This window comes from Thermoproteus uzoniensis 768-20 (genome assembly GCF_000193375.1).
Lineage (GTDB): Archaea > Thermoproteota > Thermoprotei > Thermoproteales > Thermoproteaceae > Thermoproteus > Thermoproteus uzoniensis_A.
The window spans coordinates 1,741,411-1,760,600 of sequence record NC_015315.1; the positions used below are offsets into that span (position 1 = coordinate 1,741,411).

The 19,190-nt window shown below is 55.4% G+C and carries 25 protein-coding genes; 13 read left to right on the forward strand and 12 right to left on the reverse strand.

The genetic code is table 11. The features are described from left to right. Position 1: 1 nt before the first annotated feature. A complete protein-coding gene (locus TUZN_RS09765; protein WP_052886239.1) occupies positions 2-484 on the reverse strand; it encodes a 30S ribosomal protein S19 in 483 nt (160 codons plus the stop codon). Positions 485-525: 41 nt separating this feature from the next. Beyond that, positions 526-822: a hypothetical protein gene (locus tag TUZN_RS09770; RefSeq protein ID WP_013680802.1), complete on the reverse strand. Its 297-nt coding sequence runs from the start codon at positions 820-822 to the stop codon at positions 526-528. A gap of 45 nt (positions 823-867) precedes the next feature. Between TUZN_RS09770 and pheT the strand changes: the two genes are divergently transcribed. Beyond that, on the forward strand, positions 868-2,430 hold the full coding sequence (pheT, locus tag TUZN_RS09775; RefSeq protein WP_013680803.1) for a phenylalanine--tRNA ligase subunit beta: 1,563 nt from the start codon (positions 868-870) through the stop codon (positions 2,428-2,430). Positions 2,431-2,468: 38 nt separating this feature from the next. Continuing rightward, complete coding sequence (locus TUZN_RS09780) at positions 2,469-2,828, forward strand: hypothetical protein (protein WP_052886240.1); 360 nt, start codon at positions 2,469-2,471, stop codon at positions 2,826-2,828. Here TUZN_RS09780 and TUZN_RS09785 read toward each other — a convergent pair. The 3 genes from TUZN_RS09785 to TUZN_RS09795 all read right to left on the reverse strand — a co-directional run bounded on the left by TUZN_RS09785 (position 2,825) and on the right by TUZN_RS09795 (position 4,008). Further along, positions 2,825-3,076 (reverse strand): hypothetical protein, encoded by a 252-nt coding sequence (locus TUZN_RS09785; RefSeq protein ID WP_013680805.1) that lies wholly within the window; start codon positions 3,074-3,076, stop codon positions 2,825-2,827. The genes TUZN_RS09780 and TUZN_RS09785 overlap by 4 nt on opposite strands. Positions 3,077-3,274: 198 nt before the next feature. Further along, on the reverse strand, positions 3,275-3,571 hold the full coding sequence (locus tag TUZN_RS09790) for a hypothetical protein (protein ID WP_013680806.1): 297 nt from the start codon (positions 3,569-3,571) through the stop codon (positions 3,275-3,277). Beyond that, complete coding sequence (locus TUZN_RS09795; RefSeq protein WP_013680807.1) at positions 3,568-4,008, reverse strand: archease; 441 nt, start codon at positions 4,006-4,008, stop codon at positions 3,568-3,570. Before TUZN_RS09795 ends, TUZN_RS09790 begins: the two co-directional genes overlap by 4 nt. A 33-nt stretch (positions 4,009-4,041) precedes the next feature. Between TUZN_RS09795 and TUZN_RS09800 the strand changes: the two genes are divergently transcribed. The 5 genes from TUZN_RS09800 (at position 4,042) to TUZN_RS09820 (ending at position 8,603) form a co-directional block, all read left to right on the forward strand. Then, on the forward strand, positions 4,042-4,683 hold the full coding sequence (locus tag TUZN_RS09800) for an orotidine 5'-phosphate decarboxylase / HUMPS family protein (RefSeq protein ID WP_013680808.1): 642 nt from the start codon (positions 4,042-4,044) through the stop codon (positions 4,681-4,683). Positions 4,684-4,714: 31 nt separating this feature from the next. Continuing rightward, a complete protein-coding gene (locus tag TUZN_RS09805) occupies positions 4,715-5,308 on the forward strand; it encodes an adenylate kinase (RefSeq protein ID WP_013680809.1) in 594 nt (197 codons plus the stop codon). A 31-nt stretch (positions 5,309-5,339) separates the two neighbouring features. Then, a complete protein-coding gene (locus TUZN_RS09810; RefSeq protein ID WP_013680810.1) occupies positions 5,340-5,885 on the forward strand; it encodes a DJ-1/PfpI family protein in 546 nt (181 codons plus the stop codon). Then, positions 5,872-6,900 carry a sn-glycerol-1-phosphate dehydrogenase gene (locus TUZN_RS09815; RefSeq protein ID WP_013680811.1) on the forward strand — a complete coding sequence of 343 codons (1,029 nt, stop codon included), beginning with the start codon at positions 5,872-5,874 and terminating at the stop codon, positions 6,898-6,900. Before TUZN_RS09810 ends, TUZN_RS09815 begins: the two co-directional genes overlap by 14 nt. A 1,016-nt stretch (positions 6,901-7,916) precedes the next feature. Further along, positions 7,917-8,603: a hypothetical protein gene (locus tag TUZN_RS09820; RefSeq protein ID WP_013680812.1), complete on the forward strand. Its 687-nt coding sequence runs from the start codon at positions 7,917-7,919 to the stop codon at positions 8,601-8,603. A gap of 344 nt (positions 8,604-8,947) precedes the next feature. On the opposite strand, the gene TUZN_RS09825 is transcribed toward TUZN_RS09820, so the two are convergent. After that, entirely contained in the window at positions 8,948-9,352 is a 405-nt protein-coding gene (locus tag TUZN_RS09825; RefSeq protein ID WP_013680813.1) for a hypothetical protein, read from the reverse strand. Positions 9,353-9,394: 42 nt separating this feature from the next. Between TUZN_RS09825 and TUZN_RS09830 the strand changes: the two genes are divergently transcribed. Beyond that, positions 9,395-10,699: an NAD(P)-dependent malic enzyme gene (locus TUZN_RS09830; protein WP_013680814.1), complete on the forward strand. Its 1,305-nt coding sequence runs from the start codon at positions 9,395-9,397 to the stop codon at positions 10,697-10,699. Next, the gene (locus tag TUZN_RS09835) at positions 10,696-11,022 is read left to right on the forward strand and encodes a hypothetical protein (protein ID WP_013680815.1); all 327 of its coding nucleotides are present in this window, start codon (positions 10,696-10,698) and stop codon (positions 11,020-11,022) included. Before TUZN_RS09830 ends, TUZN_RS09835 begins: the two co-directional genes overlap by 4 nt. Here TUZN_RS09835 and TUZN_RS09840 read toward each other — a convergent pair. Then, the gene (locus TUZN_RS09840) at positions 11,019-12,251 is read right to left on the reverse strand and encodes a citrate synthase/methylcitrate synthase (protein ID WP_013680816.1); all 1,233 of its coding nucleotides are present in this window, start codon (positions 12,249-12,251) and stop codon (positions 11,019-11,021) included. The genes TUZN_RS09835 and TUZN_RS09840 overlap by 4 nt on opposite strands. Before the next feature lie 110 nt (positions 12,252-12,361). Further along, on the reverse strand, positions 12,362-12,907 hold the full coding sequence (locus tag TUZN_RS09845) for a DUF4443 domain-containing protein (RefSeq protein WP_013680817.1): 546 nt from the start codon (positions 12,905-12,907) through the stop codon (positions 12,362-12,364). Between the two features lie 187 nt (positions 12,908-13,094). Between TUZN_RS09845 and TUZN_RS09850 the strand changes: the two genes are divergently transcribed. Further along, positions 13,095-14,450 (forward strand): RuvB-like helicase, encoded by a 1,356-nt coding sequence (locus TUZN_RS09850; RefSeq protein ID WP_052886241.1) that lies wholly within the window; start codon positions 13,095-13,097, stop codon positions 14,448-14,450. Here TUZN_RS09850 and TUZN_RS09855 read toward each other — a convergent pair. The 3 genes from TUZN_RS09855 to TUZN_RS09865 are packed head-to-tail and all read right to left on the reverse strand — an operon-like array spanning position 14,436 to position 17,038. Next, on the reverse strand, positions 14,436-14,906 hold the full coding sequence (locus tag TUZN_RS09855) for a hypothetical protein (protein ID WP_013680819.1): 471 nt from the start codon (positions 14,904-14,906) through the stop codon (positions 14,436-14,438). The two genes, TUZN_RS09850 and TUZN_RS09855, sit on opposite strands and share 15 nt — an antisense overlap. Further along, positions 14,903-16,444 carry a M50 family metallopeptidase gene (locus tag TUZN_RS09860; protein WP_013680820.1) on the reverse strand — a complete coding sequence of 514 codons (1,542 nt, stop codon included), beginning with the start codon at positions 16,442-16,444 and terminating at the stop codon, positions 14,903-14,905. The genes TUZN_RS09855 and TUZN_RS09860 overlap by 4 nt, the downstream gene beginning before the upstream one ends. Before the next feature lie 18 nt (positions 16,445-16,462). Continuing rightward, entirely contained in the window at positions 16,463-17,038 is a 576-nt protein-coding gene (locus TUZN_RS09865; protein ID WP_013680821.1) for a hypothetical protein, read from the reverse strand. Positions 17,039-17,095: 57 nt separating this feature from the next. Here TUZN_RS09865 and TUZN_RS09870 point away from each other — a divergent pair, with 57 nt between their 5' ends. Beyond that, positions 17,096-17,839 carry a DUF2208 domain-containing protein gene (locus TUZN_RS09870; RefSeq protein WP_013680822.1) on the forward strand — a complete coding sequence of 248 codons (744 nt, stop codon included), beginning with the start codon at positions 17,096-17,098 and terminating at the stop codon, positions 17,837-17,839. A gap of 8 nt (positions 17,840-17,847) precedes the next feature. Here TUZN_RS09870 and rpl12p read toward each other — a convergent pair whose 3' ends face one another. Continuing rightward, positions 17,848-18,177 carry a 50S ribosomal protein P1 gene (gene rpl12p, locus TUZN_RS09875; RefSeq protein WP_013680823.1) on the reverse strand — a complete coding sequence of 110 codons (330 nt, stop codon included), beginning with the start codon at positions 18,175-18,177 and terminating at the stop codon, positions 17,848-17,850. A gap of 100 nt (positions 18,178-18,277) precedes the next feature. Between rpl12p and TUZN_RS09880 the strand changes: the two genes are divergently transcribed. Then, positions 18,278-18,487, forward strand: a complete 210-nt coding sequence (locus tag TUZN_RS09880) for a 50S ribosomal protein L38e (RefSeq protein ID WP_013680824.1) — start codon at positions 18,278-18,280, stop codon at positions 18,485-18,487. 116 nt (positions 18,488-18,603) lie between these two features. Next, positions 18,604-19,161: an ATP:cob(I)alamin adenosyltransferase gene (locus tag TUZN_RS09885; RefSeq protein WP_013680825.1), complete on the forward strand. Its 558-nt coding sequence runs from the start codon at positions 18,604-18,606 to the stop codon at positions 19,159-19,161. The last annotated feature ends 29 nt before the right edge of the window (positions 19,162-19,190 follow it).

Consider the following 19,190-nt stretch of genomic DNA (forward strand, 5'->3'; position numbering starts at 1 on the left):
ATCACTTAGCGGCTATGTGCAACGACGACTTCGTGGCCTTGAGTCCGGGCTCGCCGTGCTGTACGGGCTTGCACGTTATGGCGAACTCGCCGAGGTAGTGCCCTACGTGCCAGGGAGATATGTAGACAGGTATCCAAGTGATGCCGTTGTAGACTTGGATGGTTAGGCCGACCATCTCGGGGAGGATTATCATGTCTCTGCTATGCGTTTTTATGGTCACTTTCTTGCCCTGCGCCGCCAAGGCGCGGGCCTTCCTCACCTTCTCGAGCAGTTTTCTGTGTTCAGGTTTTAGCCCACGCCGCAAGCTCCGCCTCTGTCTGGCAGGCAGTAGCTTTATGAAATCGTCCATGGGCATAGAAAGGATATCGTCGAGGGTCTTGCCCCTGTACCTAAACGTGCCCCACTCCTCTTGGGCGATCACGGCCGGTTGCGGCCACCCGGTCCTTCCGCGTTGTGCGGCCTCAGCCTCTTGAGGCGCAGACATCGCTTGCCAGATAGTGAGGTGTTTAAATCTCTTCTCCTACCCTACGATATTAAGCCCATCTTGGCCGCGAGGCCGTGGGCTTCCTTGATTATCGAGACGGCCTCGTCGAGCATGTCGACGTGTCTGGCCTGCACTACGGCGTTCTCGTCGCCGACCATGTACTCTATGTAGTACTCATCGCCGGCCCAAGACAGCACTATGAACACGTAGAAGTCCTCGCCCAGCTGGATCTGGCCGAAGGCCTCGTCGCGCCGCCACTCCACGGTCAAACGCCTGGATCTCTTCTCGAGAGCCTCGGCGAGCTTTTTGAAATACTCCTCGGCGCGCTCTCTGCCCATAGCCTACGACGGGCATATGTTTTATAAGGATTCTATCTGTGGCATATGCCCGTAATAGACGTATCGTTGTGGGATCTACAGCGCCTTGTGGGCGCCTCCGAGGCCCAGATCCTCAACGCGCTTGAGTACGTAAAGGGAGAAATAGAAGGGCGGGAAGGCGATAGGCTCAGGATAGAGATAACGCACGATAGGCCCGACCACTTCTCGGCGGAGGGCCTGGCGAGGACTTTAAAGGGCATTCTAGGGATAGAGGAAGGCCTCCCGGAGGCCAAAGTCGAGGAAGGAGCCATCGAGCTGAGGTACGAGGGGGTCATAGAGGAGAGGCCCTACGCAGTTATGGCGGTTGTCAGAGACTTGGCGCTCGACGACGAGGCGATAGTCCAGATGATACAGTTGCAAGAGAAGCTCCACGACACCTACGGACGCGACAGGAAGAAGGTCGCCATAGGGTATTACGACCTATCGAAGATCAAGCCGCCTATTTTCTACAGAAGAATATCGCAGGAGGATAAGTATACGCCGCTGGGATTCGACAGAGAGATCAGGGTGAGGGAGATGTACGAGGTCACAGACAAGGGGAGGAAATACGCCTCTCTCATAAAGAGGGAGGCCCCGCCGGCCCTCGTGGACTCCGAAGGCAAAATAATGGTGGTAGTGCCCGTCTTGGGTAGCGAGTGTTGCAAGGTCACTCCAAGCACTAGGGATGTCCTCATCGACGTGACGGGGCCGCAGCTGGAGCCGTTGTTGAAGATTTTGTCTATACTCGTCTACAGCCTATTGGAGCGTAGCAAGAGCAGAAGGGTGGAGCTGGTCAAGATAAACGGCGTATACCCGACTAGGCTGGAAAGCCGTGAGATATACGTGGATAGGAAACAAGTCGGCGAGATGCTGGGCATTGATCTGAGCGACGAGGAATACAGAAGTCTACTACGCCGCGCGCGCCACGACCTGCGCGGCGACAGCGTGCTCGTGGCTCCCTATAGGATCAACCTAATTAGCTGGGTCGATATAGCCGAGGATATAGCCATAATGAAGGGCTACGGCAATATATCCAGAGTGCCGCCTCCAATAATTACGGCCGGAAGGAGGCACAGATCGGAGATCTCCTCCGAGGATGCCCGAAGGGCCTTGCTGTCGTTGGGATTCCAGGAGGTCATGAACGGCGTCTTGACCCACTCGGCGCTTCTCGACGCGTTCGGTCTAAAGTACGCGAGGGTTGTGAACCCCGTATCGGAGCGCCTAGACGCAGTGAGAAGCTCGTTGCTTCCCGGCCTGCTGAGCGTGGTCTCGGGTCTAAAGAGACCTAGGGTTAAGCTGTTCGAGATAGGCGACGTGGTCGCGGAGGGGCTCACCAGAAGAGCCGTCGCCGCGGCTATAGGAGGCGACGGCGTCACGATCACCGACGGCATTGCGGTATTTAGATCGTTATGTATAGCGCTCGGCGTCAATTGCAGAGTGGAGAACGGGCACATGTACTGGTGCGCTGAGGGAAGATGCGCCGAGCTTAAAGGCGAGGTCGACGGCTATGTAGGCGAGGTGCGGCCTGATATTCTGACAAAACTCGGCGTGTTTGTGCCGGTAGTGTTGGGCGAGATCTTCCTCACCTAGACGTCAAAGACTTATTAATGAGAGCCGCGGCGGGGTATATGTCGGACGAGATAGACACCATTATCAAGAAAAAGGCTTTGGAGATGGCGATCAGACAAGCGATGTCGAAAAAGCCTGAGGAGAAGCCGCTTACCAACGACGACGTGATAAGGATAGTCAGAGGCTTGCTGAGGGGCGAAAGGGCTGAGGAAATTCTGAAGACGTCTCTGGAGCTGTACGGAGACTCTCTCATGCCTCTCCTCAGAAAGATAGTGGATCTGCACAGACAGGGGGTGATCAACGAGCTGTGGGACTACGAGCTCTACAGAATATTGACGAACGCCGGCTTCGTGATCCCGTTAAAGACGAGGCTGCGCATAGTCAGACACGGCCGCGAGTACAAGATAGGGGAGGATTAACCCAAGGCGGCGTCCTTGAATAGGCCGTAGAGGTCCTGGAGGAGATCGCGCCAGAGCACCCTGCGCGATACGTAGTTCCAATAACGCCTTACATCTCTTTTACTTATTTTGATATAGAGGGCGCATCTATCACACCCAAGCCACACGTTGTCCCCCTCTTCTATGAACGTCAGATCGGAGCCGCATTTAGGGCATTTGAGATCTGTTTTGAAGACGACAGAGGGCTTGGCTACCTCAACGATAGCCATCGCAAACCTGGCGACGGCCTTAAAAATCTACTTCAGCCAAAATAGCGTATCCTCTGTTTTATCTCCTTACGTTATATCTTTCAACGGGCCAAAGCGCGTGAAGCTGAATATATGGATCTTGTTGCTCCGCCTAATCCCTAGGGACGAGGATAGGAGGAAGTTGGCCCAAGCGCTGGCTGAGGACGAGCTGGAGGTTATCTAACACCTAGGTTGCCTCAAGCCCGAGGCATCTCTCCCGACAGCTTCTAGGTCCATCCTCGCCTCTGCAACAAAGCGGGCGACGTCGCGGCACCTCTCCCTCAGTTGCGGGATAGACGCGTCGATATGCGCGGCCTCTCTCTCGAGGATCTCTACAGCCCAAATTGCGATTTGTTTAAGCCTATCGTAAAAGTCGGCATCGCCATAAATTTCGATACGCATGCCGACGCGCTCCGCGTATTCCGCGAGGAGCTCCGGCCTCTTGACCGCCTGCCAGAGGAAGTCGTAGAAGCTCATATATCGACGACGAACTGCACGGTCCAGAAACCGTCGTGCCTTATCTCCATCATGTTGTAGGTCATCGCCTTGACTATAAGGCCCTTGAACCCATGCCTACCTATGTCGTACCTCTCGCCTTTCACAGACGCCGTAAGTCTGTACGGCCCCTCGCCGGATATCTTCAGCTCGATATCCCTAGCCACGGCGAATTTCTCCCCGTCGAATAGGTACAACACTTCGCTGATCCAAGAGAAGAGCAACCCCTCCAAATCGTCGTGCTCGACCTCTATCTTCCTCTCCTCCACCGGCGCTACGCGCTCGCTGTAGTAGGTTATATCCGCCGTAGCTATCGCCGCGTTCTTGAAGGCCTCCTCAAGGGTGCAGCCGTAGGCCACCACGAGGACGTCGGCTGTGTGCTCGCCGTATTGGTAGTCCTTGGGCTTCCCGCACGCCACGTAACTGTAATATCCGCGGTTTTTAATTCCTACATGAAGATCCAGATAGCCCTCGACTTGACGGACCTGCTCAAGGCCGTACACATGGCGAGGGATCTATGCGCCGCCGGCGCCGACTTGTTGGAGGCGGGCACGCCTCTCATAAAGACGTTCGGCGTGGGGTCCGTGGCCTTGTTGAAATCCGCATGTCCCTCGGCCGAGGTGGTCGCGGATCTCAAGACGGCCGACGTGGGCGCTCTGGAGGCCGAGCTCGCGAAGGCGGCCGGCGCCGATTGGGCGACCGTCATGGCCGCGACAAACGTCGAGACGATAGAGGAGTTCGCGCGGAGGGGCAAGGAGCTGGGCCTCAAGACGGCGCTGGACACGATAGGGGTGGCGAGCCCCTACGACAGAGTTAGAGAGGTACTTGACAGAGTTACGTTGGACATGGTGATATTGCACCTCGGCATCGACGTGCAGAGGAGGAGGGGGTTGACCGTAGATCAACTGATAGCGGAGGCCTTGAGGATAAAGCACCTCGGCGTGTCGGTCGCCGTCGCTGGCGGGATAGGGCAGAAAGAGCTCGAGAAGATAGCCGGGACGGAGATCGACGTGGTGATTATAGGCAGGGCCATCACGTCTGCGCCGTCGCCGAGAGAGGCTTTCCTTCTGTTGAAATCCATAATTACTAAGTAAAACTTAAAAGAAGGGGTCTCTTCGGTATCCGATGAGAATTATCCTAGTCGCGGTCCCCGGAAGCGGCAAAACGACTATTATGGGCTATGTAAAGAAGAAGTTGCCGGACGTCCAGATCGTGAATTTCGGCGACGTCATGCTCGAGATATCCAGGAAGAAGTACGGCATAGAGAATAGAGACGACATGCGTAGGAAGATACCGGTGGAGGAGTACAGGAAAGTGCAGGAGGAGGCCGCCGACTACATAGCGTCTCTGCCAGGTGACGTCATAGTGGACACCCACGCCTCGATTAAGATGATGGGCGGATACTACCCCGGGCTCCCCGATAGGGTTGTGGCCAGACTGAAGCCCGACTCCATAGTGCTGGTCGAGTACGACCCCAAGGACATACTGGAGAGGCGCAGAGGGGATCCCACGAGGTTCAGAGACGTGGAGACCGAGGAGGAGATCGAGCTCCACCAGATGGCCAACAGATACTACGCGTTCGCTGCGGCTAATGCGGCGGAGTGCACCGTCCACATAATCAACTTCAGGGGGAGGCCTCAGTCCAGACCGTTCGAACACGCCGAGATAGCTGCCGACTACATAGTCAACTTACTACTATCCTCGCGTAGGCCGAGATAGAATTTTAAATATCCGGTATCAACGCGGCACAATGGCCAAGGGGCTGATATACGTTATCGACGACGTGAGGGGGGAATACGCCACGTTGAAGTCCTACCTATCCTCGCAGGGCTACGACCTATCTACGGCGGTCGGCGCTAGAGACGTCAACGTTAACTATGATATAGACTTTAAAAATATAAAAAATATAGATCAAGTGATAAAGTCATTTGATACATATATCTTGATAGGTGGGTATAAAATGTATTATTTTGTTACTAACAAGAAGCCTCCCAATAAGAAATCGGAGATGGCGATAGACGTGGAGCAGCTGGCCAACATGACGAAGGGATTTATAGAGGCCGGGGCGACGGTGCTGGCTCCTTTTGTAGTCCCAGCATATCTAGCAAAACTCGGCGCGCTCTCGGGGCTTAGAGCCACTGTCTATCCCGTTACTGAGCTAATAAATATATTGAGAACCAATAATGTTATTTATGTAAATAAACCTATTGTAAAAGAGAAGAATATTATTACAATAAAAGATGTAAGAGCTATCTCGGCCAAGGACCTGGCGCAAGTTCTACGTGAAGGAGCTTGAAAGCTTCGAGGTACCTAGGTACGTAGTATTCGGGCCGGGGGCAGCGCTAAAGCTGGGCGAAGTCCTCGCAAGGCTTGGGGCTAGAAGAATCGCCGTGATTACGGGCCCCACCACGTCGCGGCGGATAGCCGAATCTATACTGTCCCAGCTGGAGTACGAGTTCCGCATCTTCTCCGAGGAGGATCTAAGACTTAAGGTCGACCAAGACATAGTTGTGGGCATCGGCGGAGGCAAGCCCCTTGATTTGGCCAAAGTCGTGGCCTATATCAGCAAAAAGCCCCTGGTAATCATACCCACGTCGGCCAGCCACGACGGGATAGCGTCGCCCTACATATCGTATGTGTTGAACAAAAAATTGAGCGAATACGGCAAGGTGGCGGTATCGCCGCTAGCTATCCTGGCCGATACCAAGATAATTCTGGGCGCGCCGCCGAGACTTCTGAGGGCCGGGATAGGCGATCTTTTAGGCAAGGCGGTCTCCCTCAGAGATTGGGCGCTGGCCCATAGAGTCAAGGGCGAGGACTACAGCGAATACGCCGCTATTTTGGCCAGAGCCAGCTACGAGATAGTGGCCAGGAACGCGGCTAAGATAAGCGGCTTTAAACGGGAAGAGGACGTGAGGACGTTGGTCAAGTCCTTGATCGGGTGCGGAGTCGCCATGGGCATAGCCGGCTCCTCACGGCCTTGCAGCGGCTCCGAACACCTCTTCGCCCACGCGATAGAACTACGCGCGGAGGAGGCCGGCTTGAGGGATATAGTGCACGGAGAGCTGGTGGCGCTGGGAGCTATAGTGATGGCGTATCTACACGGCATGAACTGGCGCAAGCTGAAGGAAGTAGTCAAGTCGGCGGGCCTGCCCACAAGATTGAAGGAGGCCGGCGTGGATAGAGATCTAGCGGTCCAGGCGCTGACTATGGCCCACAAGCTCAGGCCCGACAGGTACACGATACTGGGCGAGTCTGGGCTGAGCAGAGAGGCCGCCGAGAGAGCCTTAGAAGACACCGGGCTCGTATAGTCAGCAGTCGCGGCGCGTTCACCTATCGCCCCGGAAACCTTTACATCACCGGATCAACAGCCTGAGCTCTATTTAAGCTAGAAGTCGGCTAGGCCGAACCCGAGTGCCGCGGATATCAACGGCCCGTTTCTCCGGCCGCCTCGGCGGGTTGCGGCTCAAAAACCGGAAGGCCGCCGGGATTCGAACCCGGGGCCGCGGACCACAGTCCGCCACCCTCCCGCTAGACCGCGGCGGCCACGAGAAAATTCGTGCAACGGCAGTGAGCCGGAGTTGAGAGAACTCGGAGCTTGATCATCCTTACTGTCCTAGTCAGCGAGTAGTGCGTGGAACAACTGGCCGTCTCTCCTCTCCACAATATGAAGTCCACATTTCAGTATCGGCGCCTGGCAGTGTCGAGTGGGCGGTCTCGTCGAGAGTGGATTCCTACGTAAGCTACGGTTCCGATTCCTTCACTCTACAAATAGCAGGCCCCACCGATACGGTGAGTATCTCGATATGGGATGAGCCAATAGGCCGGTCCTGCCATCCCAGCCCATCGACCCAGACGATCCAGAACGGAGGAAGCTATTCGTTCACTATATATTGTACCAGTGGAGGCAACGGAGGTTCCAGTGGAGGCGGTTGAGGTGGCGGAGGAGGCGGGTCTGGCGGGACCAGCGGCACTACGCCCAAGCAGAACGGCGGAGGGACCGGCGGTACGACGCCTCAGCAGATATCCACTACTAAGACCACTCAGCCTACCACTACTACCACGACAGGCACCACTACACAGACTTCGCCGCCTCAGCAGACTGGCGGATCGACCGGCGGGCAGACCAATACTTCCACTAGCAATCGCGGCACTAGCGGTGTGATCACCGCGTCATTGACGACTATAACAATAACAACTCCGCAGCAATTAGCGGCGGTAAGATATCATGGGCTGTAGCGTAGGTGGTACATCGTTCAGTATTTAGGGATCTGAAAAAACCTGTTTTTCTTTTAAGTTCTTTTTTAACCCCCAAATAATTTAGGACATGATAGACTGGTGGAGCTGGCGGTGGAGGGGTCTGTTTCTGGCCGTGGCGGTCGTCGTCGGCATAATAGCAGGATGGGCGATTTCAAACACGGCGTCTCCGCGGACCGTCACGACAACACAGACGGTGACCGTCACGTCTACAGTTACAACAACTCAGCCCAACGTCGCGTTCCTACAAGCCGTGTGGTATCCCGACAAGTGCGAGATGTCTATCAGTGCGGCTCCTCCGGGCCTTATCGACTATCTCATACCATACGAGGGAATTACGCCGAACTCCACCGGCGGTTACTACGCCCTCCTTTACTTCCGAGACGTCAATGGATCGGTCGTCGAGCTTCCCGTCCTCATACGCTTCATGTCGCCCAACATCACGTTGCCGTTTGTCTGCAACAACGGAGTCCCCGTAGCAGTGCGCTACGGGACGTACGTCAACGGGCCGTACTTCGAGCAGATAGTGCCGAAGACTAACGAGGTGCTGGACTGGCCCGCCGCCAGATGTACCGGCAACTGCACGATACCGCTTCCCAAGCCCATATCGGTAAAGCAAGTAGTTATCTTCATAGTCTACGCCTCGCCCGCCTTGGCCAACATGACGATGAGGAGCTCTCCGGACTTATTACTGCTTAACGCGAGGTTGCACGCGCTCTTTACCGTAACGTTCATAGTAGTCAACGCCACCTCCTAACCCCCTCTTTTCCCCTCTTGAAACAATACTCCCCTTTTTTCTCCTCCGCGCGGCCTGGGAGCGCCGCGTCGCGCCCCACCAAGTACGCTCCGGCGCGGCGCCTCTCTATGGATCGCCAGTTCTCCTCTCATCAAGTCGCGCCCGGGCCTCGGCCGCCCCTCTGCGGCGTCCGGAATGGGGCGGTAGCTCTCCCCGCCCTCTGGGCGTGCCGTCCTTCGTGGGGTTTCCGGGCTACGTCGTGACAGCGTTCTGGGGCCGGGCAGGCGTCTTTTAAAAAGTGGAAAAAGACGTGAGCTTGGTCCAGATCCAGCGCGGCGACATAGAAGTTCCGGGCTCTATTTAAGCTAGAAGTCGGCTAGGCCGAACCCAAGTGCCGCGGATATCAACGGCCCGTCGTAGTTCCTGTGATCTATATACGATATGTTTTGGCTTACGCATCTCTGGGCCAACACGCATAGGCCGTCCAAACACCTCGCCCCGACCACCGTGCGGAGGCCGTAGTCCACAAGCCACCCGACGCCGGTGATCTTGGGCTCGACGTATGCCGTCCAGTCGTCGCAGGCAGTTAGAGCCAGCCTCATGCCCACCAGCCCTCTGCTCGCCTCCTGTAGCGAGTTGAGTATACGGTACATGCCGACGGCGAGGTTCCTCAAGACGGCCGTATAGATGACTCTATTTTCTTTTCTTACCTCTATATATCCGGTATTCCACGTAATAACGCTCTTATATTCGCCAATTGTCGACGCCATAACAAGGCAATACATTTATACCTTAAAAACGTAAAAAAGGCGATGGTGGATAAGTGGTACAGGCTGTCCGTGGAGGTGCATAGACGTTACGGCGGGAAGTTCGCCACGGTGCCTAAGGTGCCCGTCACCTCTATGGACGACTTCGCGATCTACTACAGCCCAGGCGTCGCCGAAGTCTCTAGAAGAATCGCGGAAAATCCGGACCTCGCGTTCGAGCTCACGTCGAGATGGAACGTCATAGCGGTAATTTCGGACGGCACCAGAGTGTTGGGGCTGGGCAACGTGGGGCCCGAGGCGGCGTACGCGGTGATGGAGGGCAAGGCTTTGATATTCAAATATCTCGGCGGGGTTGACGCCGTTCCGCTACCTATAAGGGCTAGAGACGCCGATAAGTTTATAGAAGTCGTGAAGGCGGTAGAGCCCGCCTTCGGCGGGATAAACCTAGAAGATATAGAGTCGCCCAAATGCTTCAGGCTGTTGGACCAGTTGAGCAAGGAGCTAAAAATACCGGTGTGGCACGACGACCAGCAAGGGACGGCCACGGCAACTCTTGCAGGCCTGATCAACGCGGCGAAGCTCACGGGCAAGGACCTCAAGAACTCGACCATAGCGCTTATAGGCGCCGGCGCCTCGAACATATACACCGCGAGGCTCCTCATGGCTTACGGAGTAAAGCCGGGCAACCTCATACTGGTCGACACCAAGGGCATACTACATCCGGAGCGGGACGACATAGACAGGTTGATGGTGGAGAATCCCTGGAAGTACGAACTGGCGCTGAGGACAAACGCCGAGCGCAGGAAGGGCGGAATAGCCGAGGCCATGAAGGGCGTCGACATAGTCGTGGCCGCGTCGCGTCCCGGCCCCGGCATTATAAAAAAGGAGTGGGTGGCGCAGATGAACAAAGATCCCATAGTGTTCGCGTTGGCCAACCCCACGCCGGAGATATGGCCTTGGGAGGCGAAGGAGGCCGGCGCCAAGATAGTGGCGACTGGCAGAAGCGATCTGCCGAACCAAGTCAACAACTCGCTGGTATTCCCCGCGGTCTTCAGAGGCTTGCTAGATGCCAGAGCCAAGACGGTGACCGACGAGATGCTTATAGCCGCCGCCGAGGAGCTCGCCAAGTTCGTCGAAGGTAGAATGAGCGAAGACTACATACTTCCAAAGATGACCGAATGGGAAGTATACCCCCGCGAGGCGGCGGCAGTCGCCGCCAAGGCCTCCGAGCTAGGCCTCGCTCGCCGTCCTCTAAGCTACAGAGAGGAGTTGAACATAGCACAGGAAATTATAGGCAAGAGCGTCAAGACCTTAGAAGTGCTTATGGACTCCGGGCTTATACCTAAATGACTGTTTTTGCCGAAATCCACCTGGGCGATCTCATAATCTTGTGGAGGGACGAAGACGGGCGGATAGTCCGCGTCGAGTACGACAAAGGGTTTGAAGACGAGGCGCTGGAGGAGGAGGTGCACGACGTCGTGAGCTCCATATCTGAGACGCTGGCCAGAGAGCTCAAACTGCCCAGCGCCGTCGTTGGAAAAATTAAAGAAGCCCTGAAAGAAGCCGGTCTGCCCGTAGTAGGCAAATTGAGGCATGAGGGCTATACATCGTATTTAGAGCTCCGGGGGAAGAGGAAAAACCTTGTTTTGAAGATAGTATATTCCCTAGTTTAAGTACGCGAGTTGAGCGGGATATATTGCTGATCGTGCGGGCCTACGTAGCAAGCCCTCGGCCTGAACAGCCTGTTGTTCTCCCAGTACTCCAACACGTGCGCAGTCCAGCCCACCACCCTCGACATGGCGAACAGCGGCGTGAAGTAGTCGTAGGGTATCCCCATATAGTAGAACACTATTCCCGACCAGAAGTCGACGTTGGGGTAGAGCTTCCTCTGCTGGAAATACTCGTGCGACAAGACGGCTTGCTCTATACCGCTCGCTATGGCGTAGAGCTTCTGCGGATCTCCGAATTTGGCCGTGTAGTCCTCGACCAGCTTCTTGAATATCTTGGCCCTCGGATCGTAAGCCTTGTAGACCCTATGCCCGACGCCCATCAGCCTGGGGCCGCCCGGCTTAGTCGCCGCCTCGACGAGGTCCTTGGTCTTCGCGGGGTCGCCTATCTCTAGGTACGACTTGACGGCCGCCTCGTTGGCGCCTCCGTGGAGGGGTCCCTTCAGGGCCCCTATAGCGCCCGCTATCACCGAGTATAGATCGCTCAGAGTAGCTCCTATGACCAACGCGGTAAATGTCGACGCCGGGATCTCGTGGTCGGCGTGGAGGATCAGATAGAGATCTATGGCGCGGGTGGCCAGAGGATCGGGCTCCTTCCCGAAGAACATGTAGAGGAAGTTGGCGGAGTGCGATAAGTCGGCTCTCGGCCTTACGGGCTCCAGCCCTCTGGAGAACCTGTAGTGGTAGGCCACTATGGTGGGCAGTTTAGCCACGAGCTTCTCAGCTATCTTGAGGGCGAGGTCCTTCTCTTCCTGCTTGTAGCGGCCGGCCCTCAGAGCCTCGGCCAGTTTTAGGTTGTCTTCGTCGAATGCCCCCTCGGCGGCTACCGCAGCCTCCAAGGCGAACATGGGATGTGCCTTAGCCAGCGAGCGGACGACCTCGATCGTGGCCGGGTTCAAGTCTCTGTTGGCCGCAAGCCTTCTCTTGAGATCTTCGAGCTCCTTTACATTCGGCAATTTGCCGTAGAGGAGGAGGTAGACCACCTCCTCGTATGTCGAGTTCTCGGCCAAATCCTCTATCCTATATCCCCTATACCAGAGCTTGCCGGCGCGTCCATCGATATCGCTTATGGAGGTGATCTTGACCAAGACGTCTTCGAGGCCGTGCACTATGGGGCCGCATGGAGATTGTATGACCTTGCCGGTTGTCCTTATAGACACGGTCTGCTCGCTCATCGATATCAAGGCTTAGGTCCCTCTAAAACGTTGCTTTAGCCTTTCTATGTAGATCTATATTGATAACTGTTAATCAGATAGGATGCCGAACTTCATCAACTCCGTCCGGGTTATTTCATCACGCAGACCACGTCTAGGGGGGCCATGGCTTGTCCGAAATTATCGCCGCAAGATACGATTAAAGTATCGCCCTCCTTTAAAAGAGTTCTCAGGGCGGATGCCAAGTCGCTGTCTAAGTCCTCCAGCCGCCTCTCGGCGAGCGGGATGTATATAGAGCCTCCCTTTAGATACGCTATTATAGCTCCGCACCCTCCTCTCCTTACAACCTCGTCTCTGAACTTCACGATGTTGTCGACGGGCCTATTTAGCGAGAAGGCGACGCAGATCTGTCCGCATAGCTTTTCGCCAAATCTATTAGTATATATTAAAGGTTTAATACCGCATTTAGCAAGAATTTGTGTTAGATAGTCTAATCCGCCCTCAGTTATCCTCACGCCCGCTCTGTTCACCGATATATGATTATTTTCTCTGCCTATGTCCAAGAGCCTTCTGGTGACGCCCTCGCCGAGGCCGAGTTTCTGGGATAAATAACGCCGGCCGGCAAACGATTTAGTCATAGCCAAGAACGATAAGATCTTCAAGTAGCGTATATCCATAACGTCTTCTTGGGCACCTCAATATTAAATATATTGCACGTGGCGATGGCGGCGCCGTGGTTAGCGGCCGGGGCCGTCACAGCGTCGCGCTTCGGCCGTCTTATTCAGCCGGCGGTCAATTGCCGTATCTATCGTCGACGGGCTACCGCCGTGATAAGCTTAAATCTTGCCGGAGATACTCGCCACCATGTCGTCTATAAAGATAGAGGAAGTTAAGGCTAAGTTCGAGAGATTTGCCGCGCATACTCATATAAAGGGGCTTGGAGTCAAGGACGGCAGGGTTGAGTTCTCCGCGGACGGCTTCGTGGGGCAGACGGAGGCTAGGGAGGCGGCTTATATGGTCGTGAAGATGATAAAGGCGGGCAAGTTCGCCGGCAAGGGGGTGTTGATTGTGGGCCCTCCCGGCACGGGGAAAACCGCGTTGGCTATCGGAATTGCGAGGGAGTTGAGCGAAGATACTCCTTTCGTGGCGCTCTCGGCGGGGGAGATATATTCGGCCGAGTTGAAGAAGACGGAGTTCCTCATGCGGGCGTTGAGGAGAGCCATAGGCATAAGGATGAGGGAGTGGCGCAAGGTCTACGAGGGCGAGGTGAAGTCGATAGATATAAGATACGACCGGCATCCGTACAACCCATATGTGCAGGTGCCGAGGGGCGCCACGATAAGGCTTAGGACAAAGGACGAGGAGAAGACGTTGAGGGTGCCCGCCGAGATAGCGGTCCAGCTCATAGAGCTCGGCGTCGAGGAAGGCGACGTGATCATGATAGATGAGGAGACGGGGAGGGTCACGGTCGAGGGCAGAGGGGAGTCCGGCGAGCAGTACGACATATCGGTCAGGAGGAGGATCGAGCTGCCCAAGGGCCCGGTGTATAAGGAGAAGGAGATAACGCGCTTCTTCACCCTCAACGACATAGACGTGGCTTTTGCCAGGCAGAAGGGGCTTCTGACCGCGGCGCTCTTCGGCTTCGTGGAGGAGACTAAGGAAATACCTGAGGAGGTGAGGCGCGAGGCTGATGAATTTGTCAAGAAGATAGTGGATGAGGGCAAGGCCGAGTTGGTCCCCGGCATTCTATTCATAGACGACGCGCATCTGCTGGACATAGAATCTTTTGCGTTCCTCTCGAGGGCTATGGAGAGCGAGATGGCGCCGATAATAGTGCTGGCGACCAATAGAGGCATAGCGAAGATTAGAGGAACCGATATAGAGTCGCCGCACGGGATCCCGCGGGATATGTTGGACAGGCTAGTTATAATACGGACGAAGCCGTATAGCGACAAGGAGGTCAGAGAGATTGTGAAGATAAAGGCCGACGAGGAGGGCATAAAGCTGAGCGACGACGCGCTGGAGCTTCTGACTAAAATAGGCGCCGAGGAGTCGTTGCGATACGCCATACAGCTCCTAGTGCCCGCATACATAAGGGCCAAAGACGCCGGCAGAGACTCGATAAGGCGCGAGGATGTGGAGTACGCCAAAAGTCTATTTGCGTCGTTGAAGGAATCTGTGGAGTACGTAAAGCAGTACGAGGAGCTATTTCTTAAATAGCCTAAGGATATTGTATACCCCATAAATTATAAATAGTTGACCTATATCTAAATAATATTGATTTATTAAATTCCCATTTATATTTATGTTTATTATATAAAATAATGGATATATCTTTATAGAGTTTGTCATGGCGAGGAGGTTGGCGTAGTGGAGCGCGGCTATTGCGAACGATATAACTGCGAAGAACGACCTGACGCCCGGCCCCGCCTCCACGAAGAAAGACGCTATTAGAGCCGCGAAGAAGACGATCACGAGCGTGACTGTGGCTTTCCAAAGATAATACCATAGGAATCCATTGCCGGGCTGAATAATGCCGTTGATTATTAGCAGATTAGGCGGCGCCGGGAGAGGCTCGTCTGAAAGGAGGGGACCTATTGGCATCCACGCAACCGCCAACGCCACCGCCACTGAGAGTATCCCGAGCGCGAGCCCGTAGGCCGTCCGCCGGTTCATCTAAGCAACGAAAATATCTGCTTATATATGCCGCTTACAATACCCAGCGCGGAGTCGAACACCAAAAACGCCGCCAACAAGGCGGTTATTCCATAGACTATATAGGTAGCGCCGTTCTTGCCTAGATACCGTTCAAGAATAGCCAGAACAAGCAAGCCCCCATCGAGCGGATATATAGGCAGTGCATTTATTAGAGCAAGTCCTAGATTTATTAAGAAAAACCACATAACTGTCTTCACAAATAGGGTATTGGCGAAGAGAGACGCCGAGAAGACAGACGTGTTGAAGCCCAGTTGGCCCAAGCCGTTTGTATAGATCCCGAAGAACGGCCTAGTGTAGTTATCCGGATTGTGGCCGAGGACCACTGTGTAGTTCTCCTCCCTTCCGTTGCGTAATACGCTTACAACGACTTGATCGCCCGGCCTACACAAGCCGTCGGAGACTATCTTCTGGATAATCGATATGAGCTGGCCGCTGGAGTATACGCGGTAGGCGCCGCCGCAGCCGTAGATGGCGGTTACCACGTCGCCGGGCCTTATGCCGGCCTCGTACATAGGCCCCCCGTATATTAAGCTGGTCAGCGGAGCGCCTACGTAGATCTTCTCGGCCGGGAAGCTGACGTCGACGAGCTTTCCGTTCCTCTCGACGACTAGAGTTATTGTCTGGTTGGGGCTACATAGAGGCGTCCCCGCGGGGTTGCCGACTATGGCGTTTAGCGTTGCCAGTAGTTGGTCGGGCACGACGACGTCGGCCGACACGCCGCAGCCGTTAACGGCCACGACTACGTCGCCTTGCTTGAGGCCTAGTTGCGCCGTCGCCGGATTTATGCTTGCGAGGACCGCGCCTCCCAGACCGGCGTGTACGCCGGCTAGGTATATCGCGAGCGCCAACAAGGCCAGGACTACGTTGGCCGCGACCCCGCTCACGAAAACCGCGATCTTAGCCCTTAGAGGGCTGGACTTGAGCTGCTCCTCGTCGGGCTCCACGAACGCGCCGCTGAACACGAAAAAGGCGGAGAAGACGCCGGCGGATTTCAGCCTAATGCCGTGCCTCACCGCGGCGTATCCGTGCATGAACTCGTGGAGCGCGACGCCCACGACGACGGCAAGCGCGATGTAGGGCAGCTGGTCCCAGGGTATTGTTATGCCGGGCAGTAGGGGCACTGCGCCGGCCTGCGCCCCCACCACGGCGACTTCCTGCACCGAGGCGCCGTGGGCCAAACCCGTCAAGGCCTGGTATGTGGACCTCAGCAATATGTAGAGGAAGCCCGGCATGTAGGCCACGCCGGTCCCCGCAGGTATGGGGAAATAGGGCGAGTAGGCCGATAGTAGGAAGAGCGCGGCCGCAACCGCTAGATACGCCTTAAGGGGTATGAAGGAGAGCCGTTCCGAAACCCTCCTTATGAACTGGGCCGCCCTTTCGGAGCTCCACATTATCAACACGAATCCCTTGACCAAATCTCTACGTATGGCGTAAAGCGCCAGGGCCACTATCAGCCAAGCCAGTACGTAAAGAGCCAGCGACTCCAATACGTCCATGTAGGCGCAACGAACATGCTATATAGGTATTTCCAACGCGGAGCCGGCCCCGAGTCTATATACGTTGAAACGCCTCTCGACCTCCCTCACAATTCCGGGCGGACTGTGGAGAGGCGCGACGCACCGCACCCCCAAGGCCCTCAATTCCCCCAATATTCTGGAGACGGCGTAGGGGCTGGCGGTCGACCCGCCCAGCCCGCCGACGAAACAGTCGGCTCTCAGGCCCATGCGCGACAGCCTCCCAAAGGGTATGGTAAAGAGGCCGCACGGGGATATGACGGTCTTGCCAATTATCAACACGGCCTCTCTGCCGAAGCCGATAACCCGGTGGAGGGTGCCCCCTATCTTTAAGTCAAGAACGCCTTCCGCCCACCGAATTACGGGCACGTTAAAAGCAGAGAAGCCCCCCGAGTGGTGGGGATTGTCCACCGCCGAAATGCCCAGAATAGGAGGTCGCGGCGCCTCCTCCAAAAACCGCCTCGCCGCGTCTTCCGTACAGGAGTCGAACACGACGCCGCTGTCTAGAAACACCCCGAATCCGTGGGATGGGGGCAGTTTGCCCTCGAAGTCGCTACATATAGCGTAGACCTTCACTGAGGGTCGAGATAGGCTATGCATAAAGCTTTTAGGAGGCCTAAAACGGTCGCTTATATGAACCAAGTAGCGTTGAGGATTGCCATAACTCTAGGAACTATCTTTGGATATGCCGCGGTGCTGGCCGTGTTGGGGATGAGCTACCTATGGCTCGTCGGCCTTCTATATGTGGCGTCGATCTTCATAATAACTGCGGTGATGGGGATTAGGGCTTACCGCAGAGGTTCGCAACAAGCGAGGGAGGTCGTTAAGGGGAAGCTGTTGTTCGATATAGGAGAAAAAGACGTAAATAAGGCTCTTGAAAAAGACAAAGAGCTACCTAATGAAATGAAGAAATTAAATAGAATATTTATGGTATATTTCATATCTTTTCCTATAATATTAGCTGGTATTTGGATATTCCCCGCACTGCAGTCGGCCGTAGTGCCTGCGGTGAGCGAGAGGCTACAGCCAAGCCTAGGCCAGTTTCTGGCGAACTACCTAGGCTATGTGGCGCTCTTCGCCGCGTTTACGGCGATATTCTCGCCGCTCTACTACTTCACGTTTCGCCCGATTCAATTCCCGATAATAGCTACGGACGTCAAGATATACGACACTGGAATAGTGATAAATAAAAACACAGGCCTCAAGGCCCCTATACCTATACAGGAATATAAATATAATCCAGAAAGAAAATTTATAGAATTAAGAATTGGAAATCAGATATATAGAATATATTATAAAGATATAGATAAAGTTCATGAGGTCGTTTCGAAGATGGTGGTGATACAAGAGAGAAGCAGAAAACCCTCGTCGAGTTGAAAGGCTTTTTAAAACAGCGCGGCGAGAGATCCGGCGATCTCCTCCTCGCTCGGCCCCTTCTTCTCCTCTTCCTCCTTCTTCTCCTCCTTGGCTTGTTGCGCAGCTCCTCCCGCCTGCTGTCCAGCGGCCGGAGCCGCGACGGGCGCCGCCGCTACGGGGGCAAACGCGGCGGACTTTATCGCCTCGTCTATGTTTACCTCTTTTAGGGCGGCCACCAAGGTCTTGACCCTAACCTCGTCGGGCTGGAGCCCGGCGGCCTGGAGGACTTTCGATAGGTTGTCCTCGTTTATCTCCTGCTTCGCGTAGTGCAGTAACAAAGCCGCATAGACGTATTCCATGGCTCATCGCGATCTAGTCCGTTTAAAAACATTTTGGGCTCGGCGCATCGGCCTCCCCAGCGGCGCTATAACAATTAAAAACCCGTGATAACGCGGCGTCATGCCTAAGGAGGTGTTCTTGGTAGAGGTATGGCGGAAATATGCCGAGGAGGCGCAAGAAATCAGGGTGAAACGCTTCCCAGAGGAGGGCGTGGTTAAGCTGAAGGCGCGGCTGTCCGGCTATCTCTACACGATAAAGTTGCCCGTTGAGAAGGCCGACGCCATATTGGGGGAGTTGAAGGAGAAAGGCAAGAAAATCGTCGAATATTAGGCAAAAGTTTTTAAGTAGCAGAAGAGTATCTCGACGCCACACAGACTGCCCCGATAGGGGCCGGGATGAGAGTGGTGGGTTACCCCGGCCGCATTTTATTTTGACTACTACAAATAATGAGGCCGTCCGAGCAATGTTTCGTGTCGCTCGTCAAGCCTTGCCTGTTGCTGTTCGCCTGTCCAGGCGACGGCGGAGACACGGTTGCTCTATATAGGGGGAGAGCCGAGAGGGCGAGCAAGGACTCGCCCGTCATAAAGTTCTACGGGGCGCTGGACGCCGCAATCGCCTACGCCTTCAAGGCGGCCAACAGCCTCCCGAGGCCTCAGTCCCGCGCCATGAGGCTCGCCGGCTTCTCGTTGATGGAGCTCGGCTTCTATCTGGCGACGGGCAAGGCGGCGCATCTGGACAACGCCCTGGAGCTCTACAGAAGGGCCCTCAAGATTGCGTACTCCATATCGCCGGGCCCGCCCAAGAGCTGGGCCGCCTGCGCGTCGCCCGAATGCTCGGCGGTCGACGAGGCCAGAGTCTGGATAAGGTGGGCCGAGCGCCGCGCCGTCTCGCTGGGGGACGCGGAGGCCGCCAAGCTCTTGAACCACCTATCAAACCTCGCCTTCGAGATCATGCTGACGTTGCCGCACATAGAATATAAATCGCGGCCGTTAAGGAGCTGGTGATGACTCCGCTGAGCGGCGACGATGATCGG

What these genes read in the sequence shown, in the direction of transcription:
- TUZN_RS09880 (WP_013680824.1), top strand. Translation starts at nt 18,278, where the DNA reads ATGCCTAAGGAGGTGTTCTTGGTAGAGGTATGGCGGAAATATGCCGAG.
- TUZN_RS09790 (WP_013680806.1), bottom strand. Translation starts at nt 3,571, where the DNA reads ATGAGCTTCTACGACTTCCTCTGGCAGGCGGTCAAGAGGCCGGAGCTC.
- TUZN_RS09780 (WP_052886240.1), top strand. Translation starts at nt 2,469, where the DNA reads ATGTCGGACGAGATAGACACCATTATCAAGAAAAAGGCTTTGGAGATG.
- TUZN_RS09820 (WP_013680812.1), top strand. Translation starts at nt 7,917, where the DNA reads ATGATAGACTGGTGGAGCTGGCGGTGGAGGGGTCTGTTTCTGGCCGTG.
- TUZN_RS09870 (WP_013680822.1), top strand. Translation starts at nt 17,096, where the DNA reads ATGAACCAAGTAGCGTTGAGGATTGCCATAACTCTAGGAACTATCTTT.
- TUZN_RS09810 (WP_013680810.1), top strand. Translation starts at nt 5,340, where the DNA reads ATGGCCAAGGGGCTGATATACGTTATCGACGACGTGAGGGGGGAATAC.
- TUZN_RS09855 (WP_013680819.1), bottom strand. Translation starts at nt 14,906, where the DNA reads ATGAACCGGCGGACGGCCTACGGGCTCGCGCTCGGGATACTCTCAGTG.
- TUZN_RS09850 (WP_052886241.1), top strand. Translation starts at nt 13,095, where the DNA reads ATGTCGTCTATAAAGATAGAGGAAGTTAAGGCTAAGTTCGAGAGATTT.
- pheT (WP_013680803.1), top strand. Translation starts at nt 868, where the DNA reads ATGCCCGTAATAGACGTATCGTTGTGGGATCTACAGCGCCTTGTGGGC.
- TUZN_RS09835 (WP_013680815.1), top strand. Translation starts at nt 10,696, where the DNA reads ATGACTGTTTTTGCCGAAATCCACCTGGGCGATCTCATAATCTTGTGG.
- TUZN_RS09825 (WP_013680813.1), bottom strand. Translation starts at nt 9,352, where the DNA reads ATGGCGTCGACAATTGGCGAATATAAGAGCGTTATTACGTGGAATACC.
- TUZN_RS09770 (WP_013680802.1), bottom strand. Translation starts at nt 822, where the DNA reads ATGGGCAGAGAGCGCGCCGAGGAGTATTTCAAAAAGCTCGCCGAGGCT.
- TUZN_RS09805 (WP_013680809.1), top strand. Translation starts at nt 4,715, where the DNA reads ATGAGAATTATCCTAGTCGCGGTCCCCGGAAGCGGCAAAACGACTATT.
- TUZN_RS09840 (WP_013680816.1), bottom strand. Translation starts at nt 12,251, where the DNA reads ATGAGCGAGCAGACCGTGTCTATAAGGACAACCGGCAAGGTCATACAA.
- TUZN_RS09845 (WP_013680817.1), bottom strand. Translation starts at nt 12,907, where the DNA reads ATGGATATACGCTACTTGAAGATCTTATCGTTCTTGGCTATGACTAAA.
- TUZN_RS09830 (WP_013680814.1), top strand. Translation starts at nt 9,395, where the DNA reads ATGGTGGATAAGTGGTACAGGCTGTCCGTGGAGGTGCATAGACGTTAC.
- TUZN_RS09785 (WP_013680805.1), bottom strand. Translation starts at nt 3,076, where the DNA reads ATGGCTATCGTTGAGGTAGCCAAGCCCTCTGTCGTCTTCAAAACAGAT.
- TUZN_RS09800 (WP_013680808.1), top strand. Translation starts at nt 4,042, where the DNA reads ATGAAGATCCAGATAGCCCTCGACTTGACGGACCTGCTCAAGGCCGTA.
- TUZN_RS09885 (WP_013680825.1), top strand. Translation starts at nt 18,604, where the DNA reads ATGAGGCCGTCCGAGCAATGTTTCGTGTCGCTCGTCAAGCCTTGCCTG.
- TUZN_RS09860 (WP_013680820.1), bottom strand. Translation starts at nt 16,444, where the DNA reads ATGGACGTATTGGAGTCGCTGGCTCTTTACGTACTGGCTTGGCTGATA.
- TUZN_RS09765 (WP_052886239.1), bottom strand. Translation starts at nt 484, where the DNA reads ATGTCTGCGCCTCAAGAGGCTGAGGCCGCACAACGCGGAAGGACCGGG.
- rpl12p (WP_013680823.1), bottom strand. Translation starts at nt 18,177, where the DNA reads ATGGAATACGTCTATGCGGCTTTGTTACTGCACTACGCGAAGCAGGAG.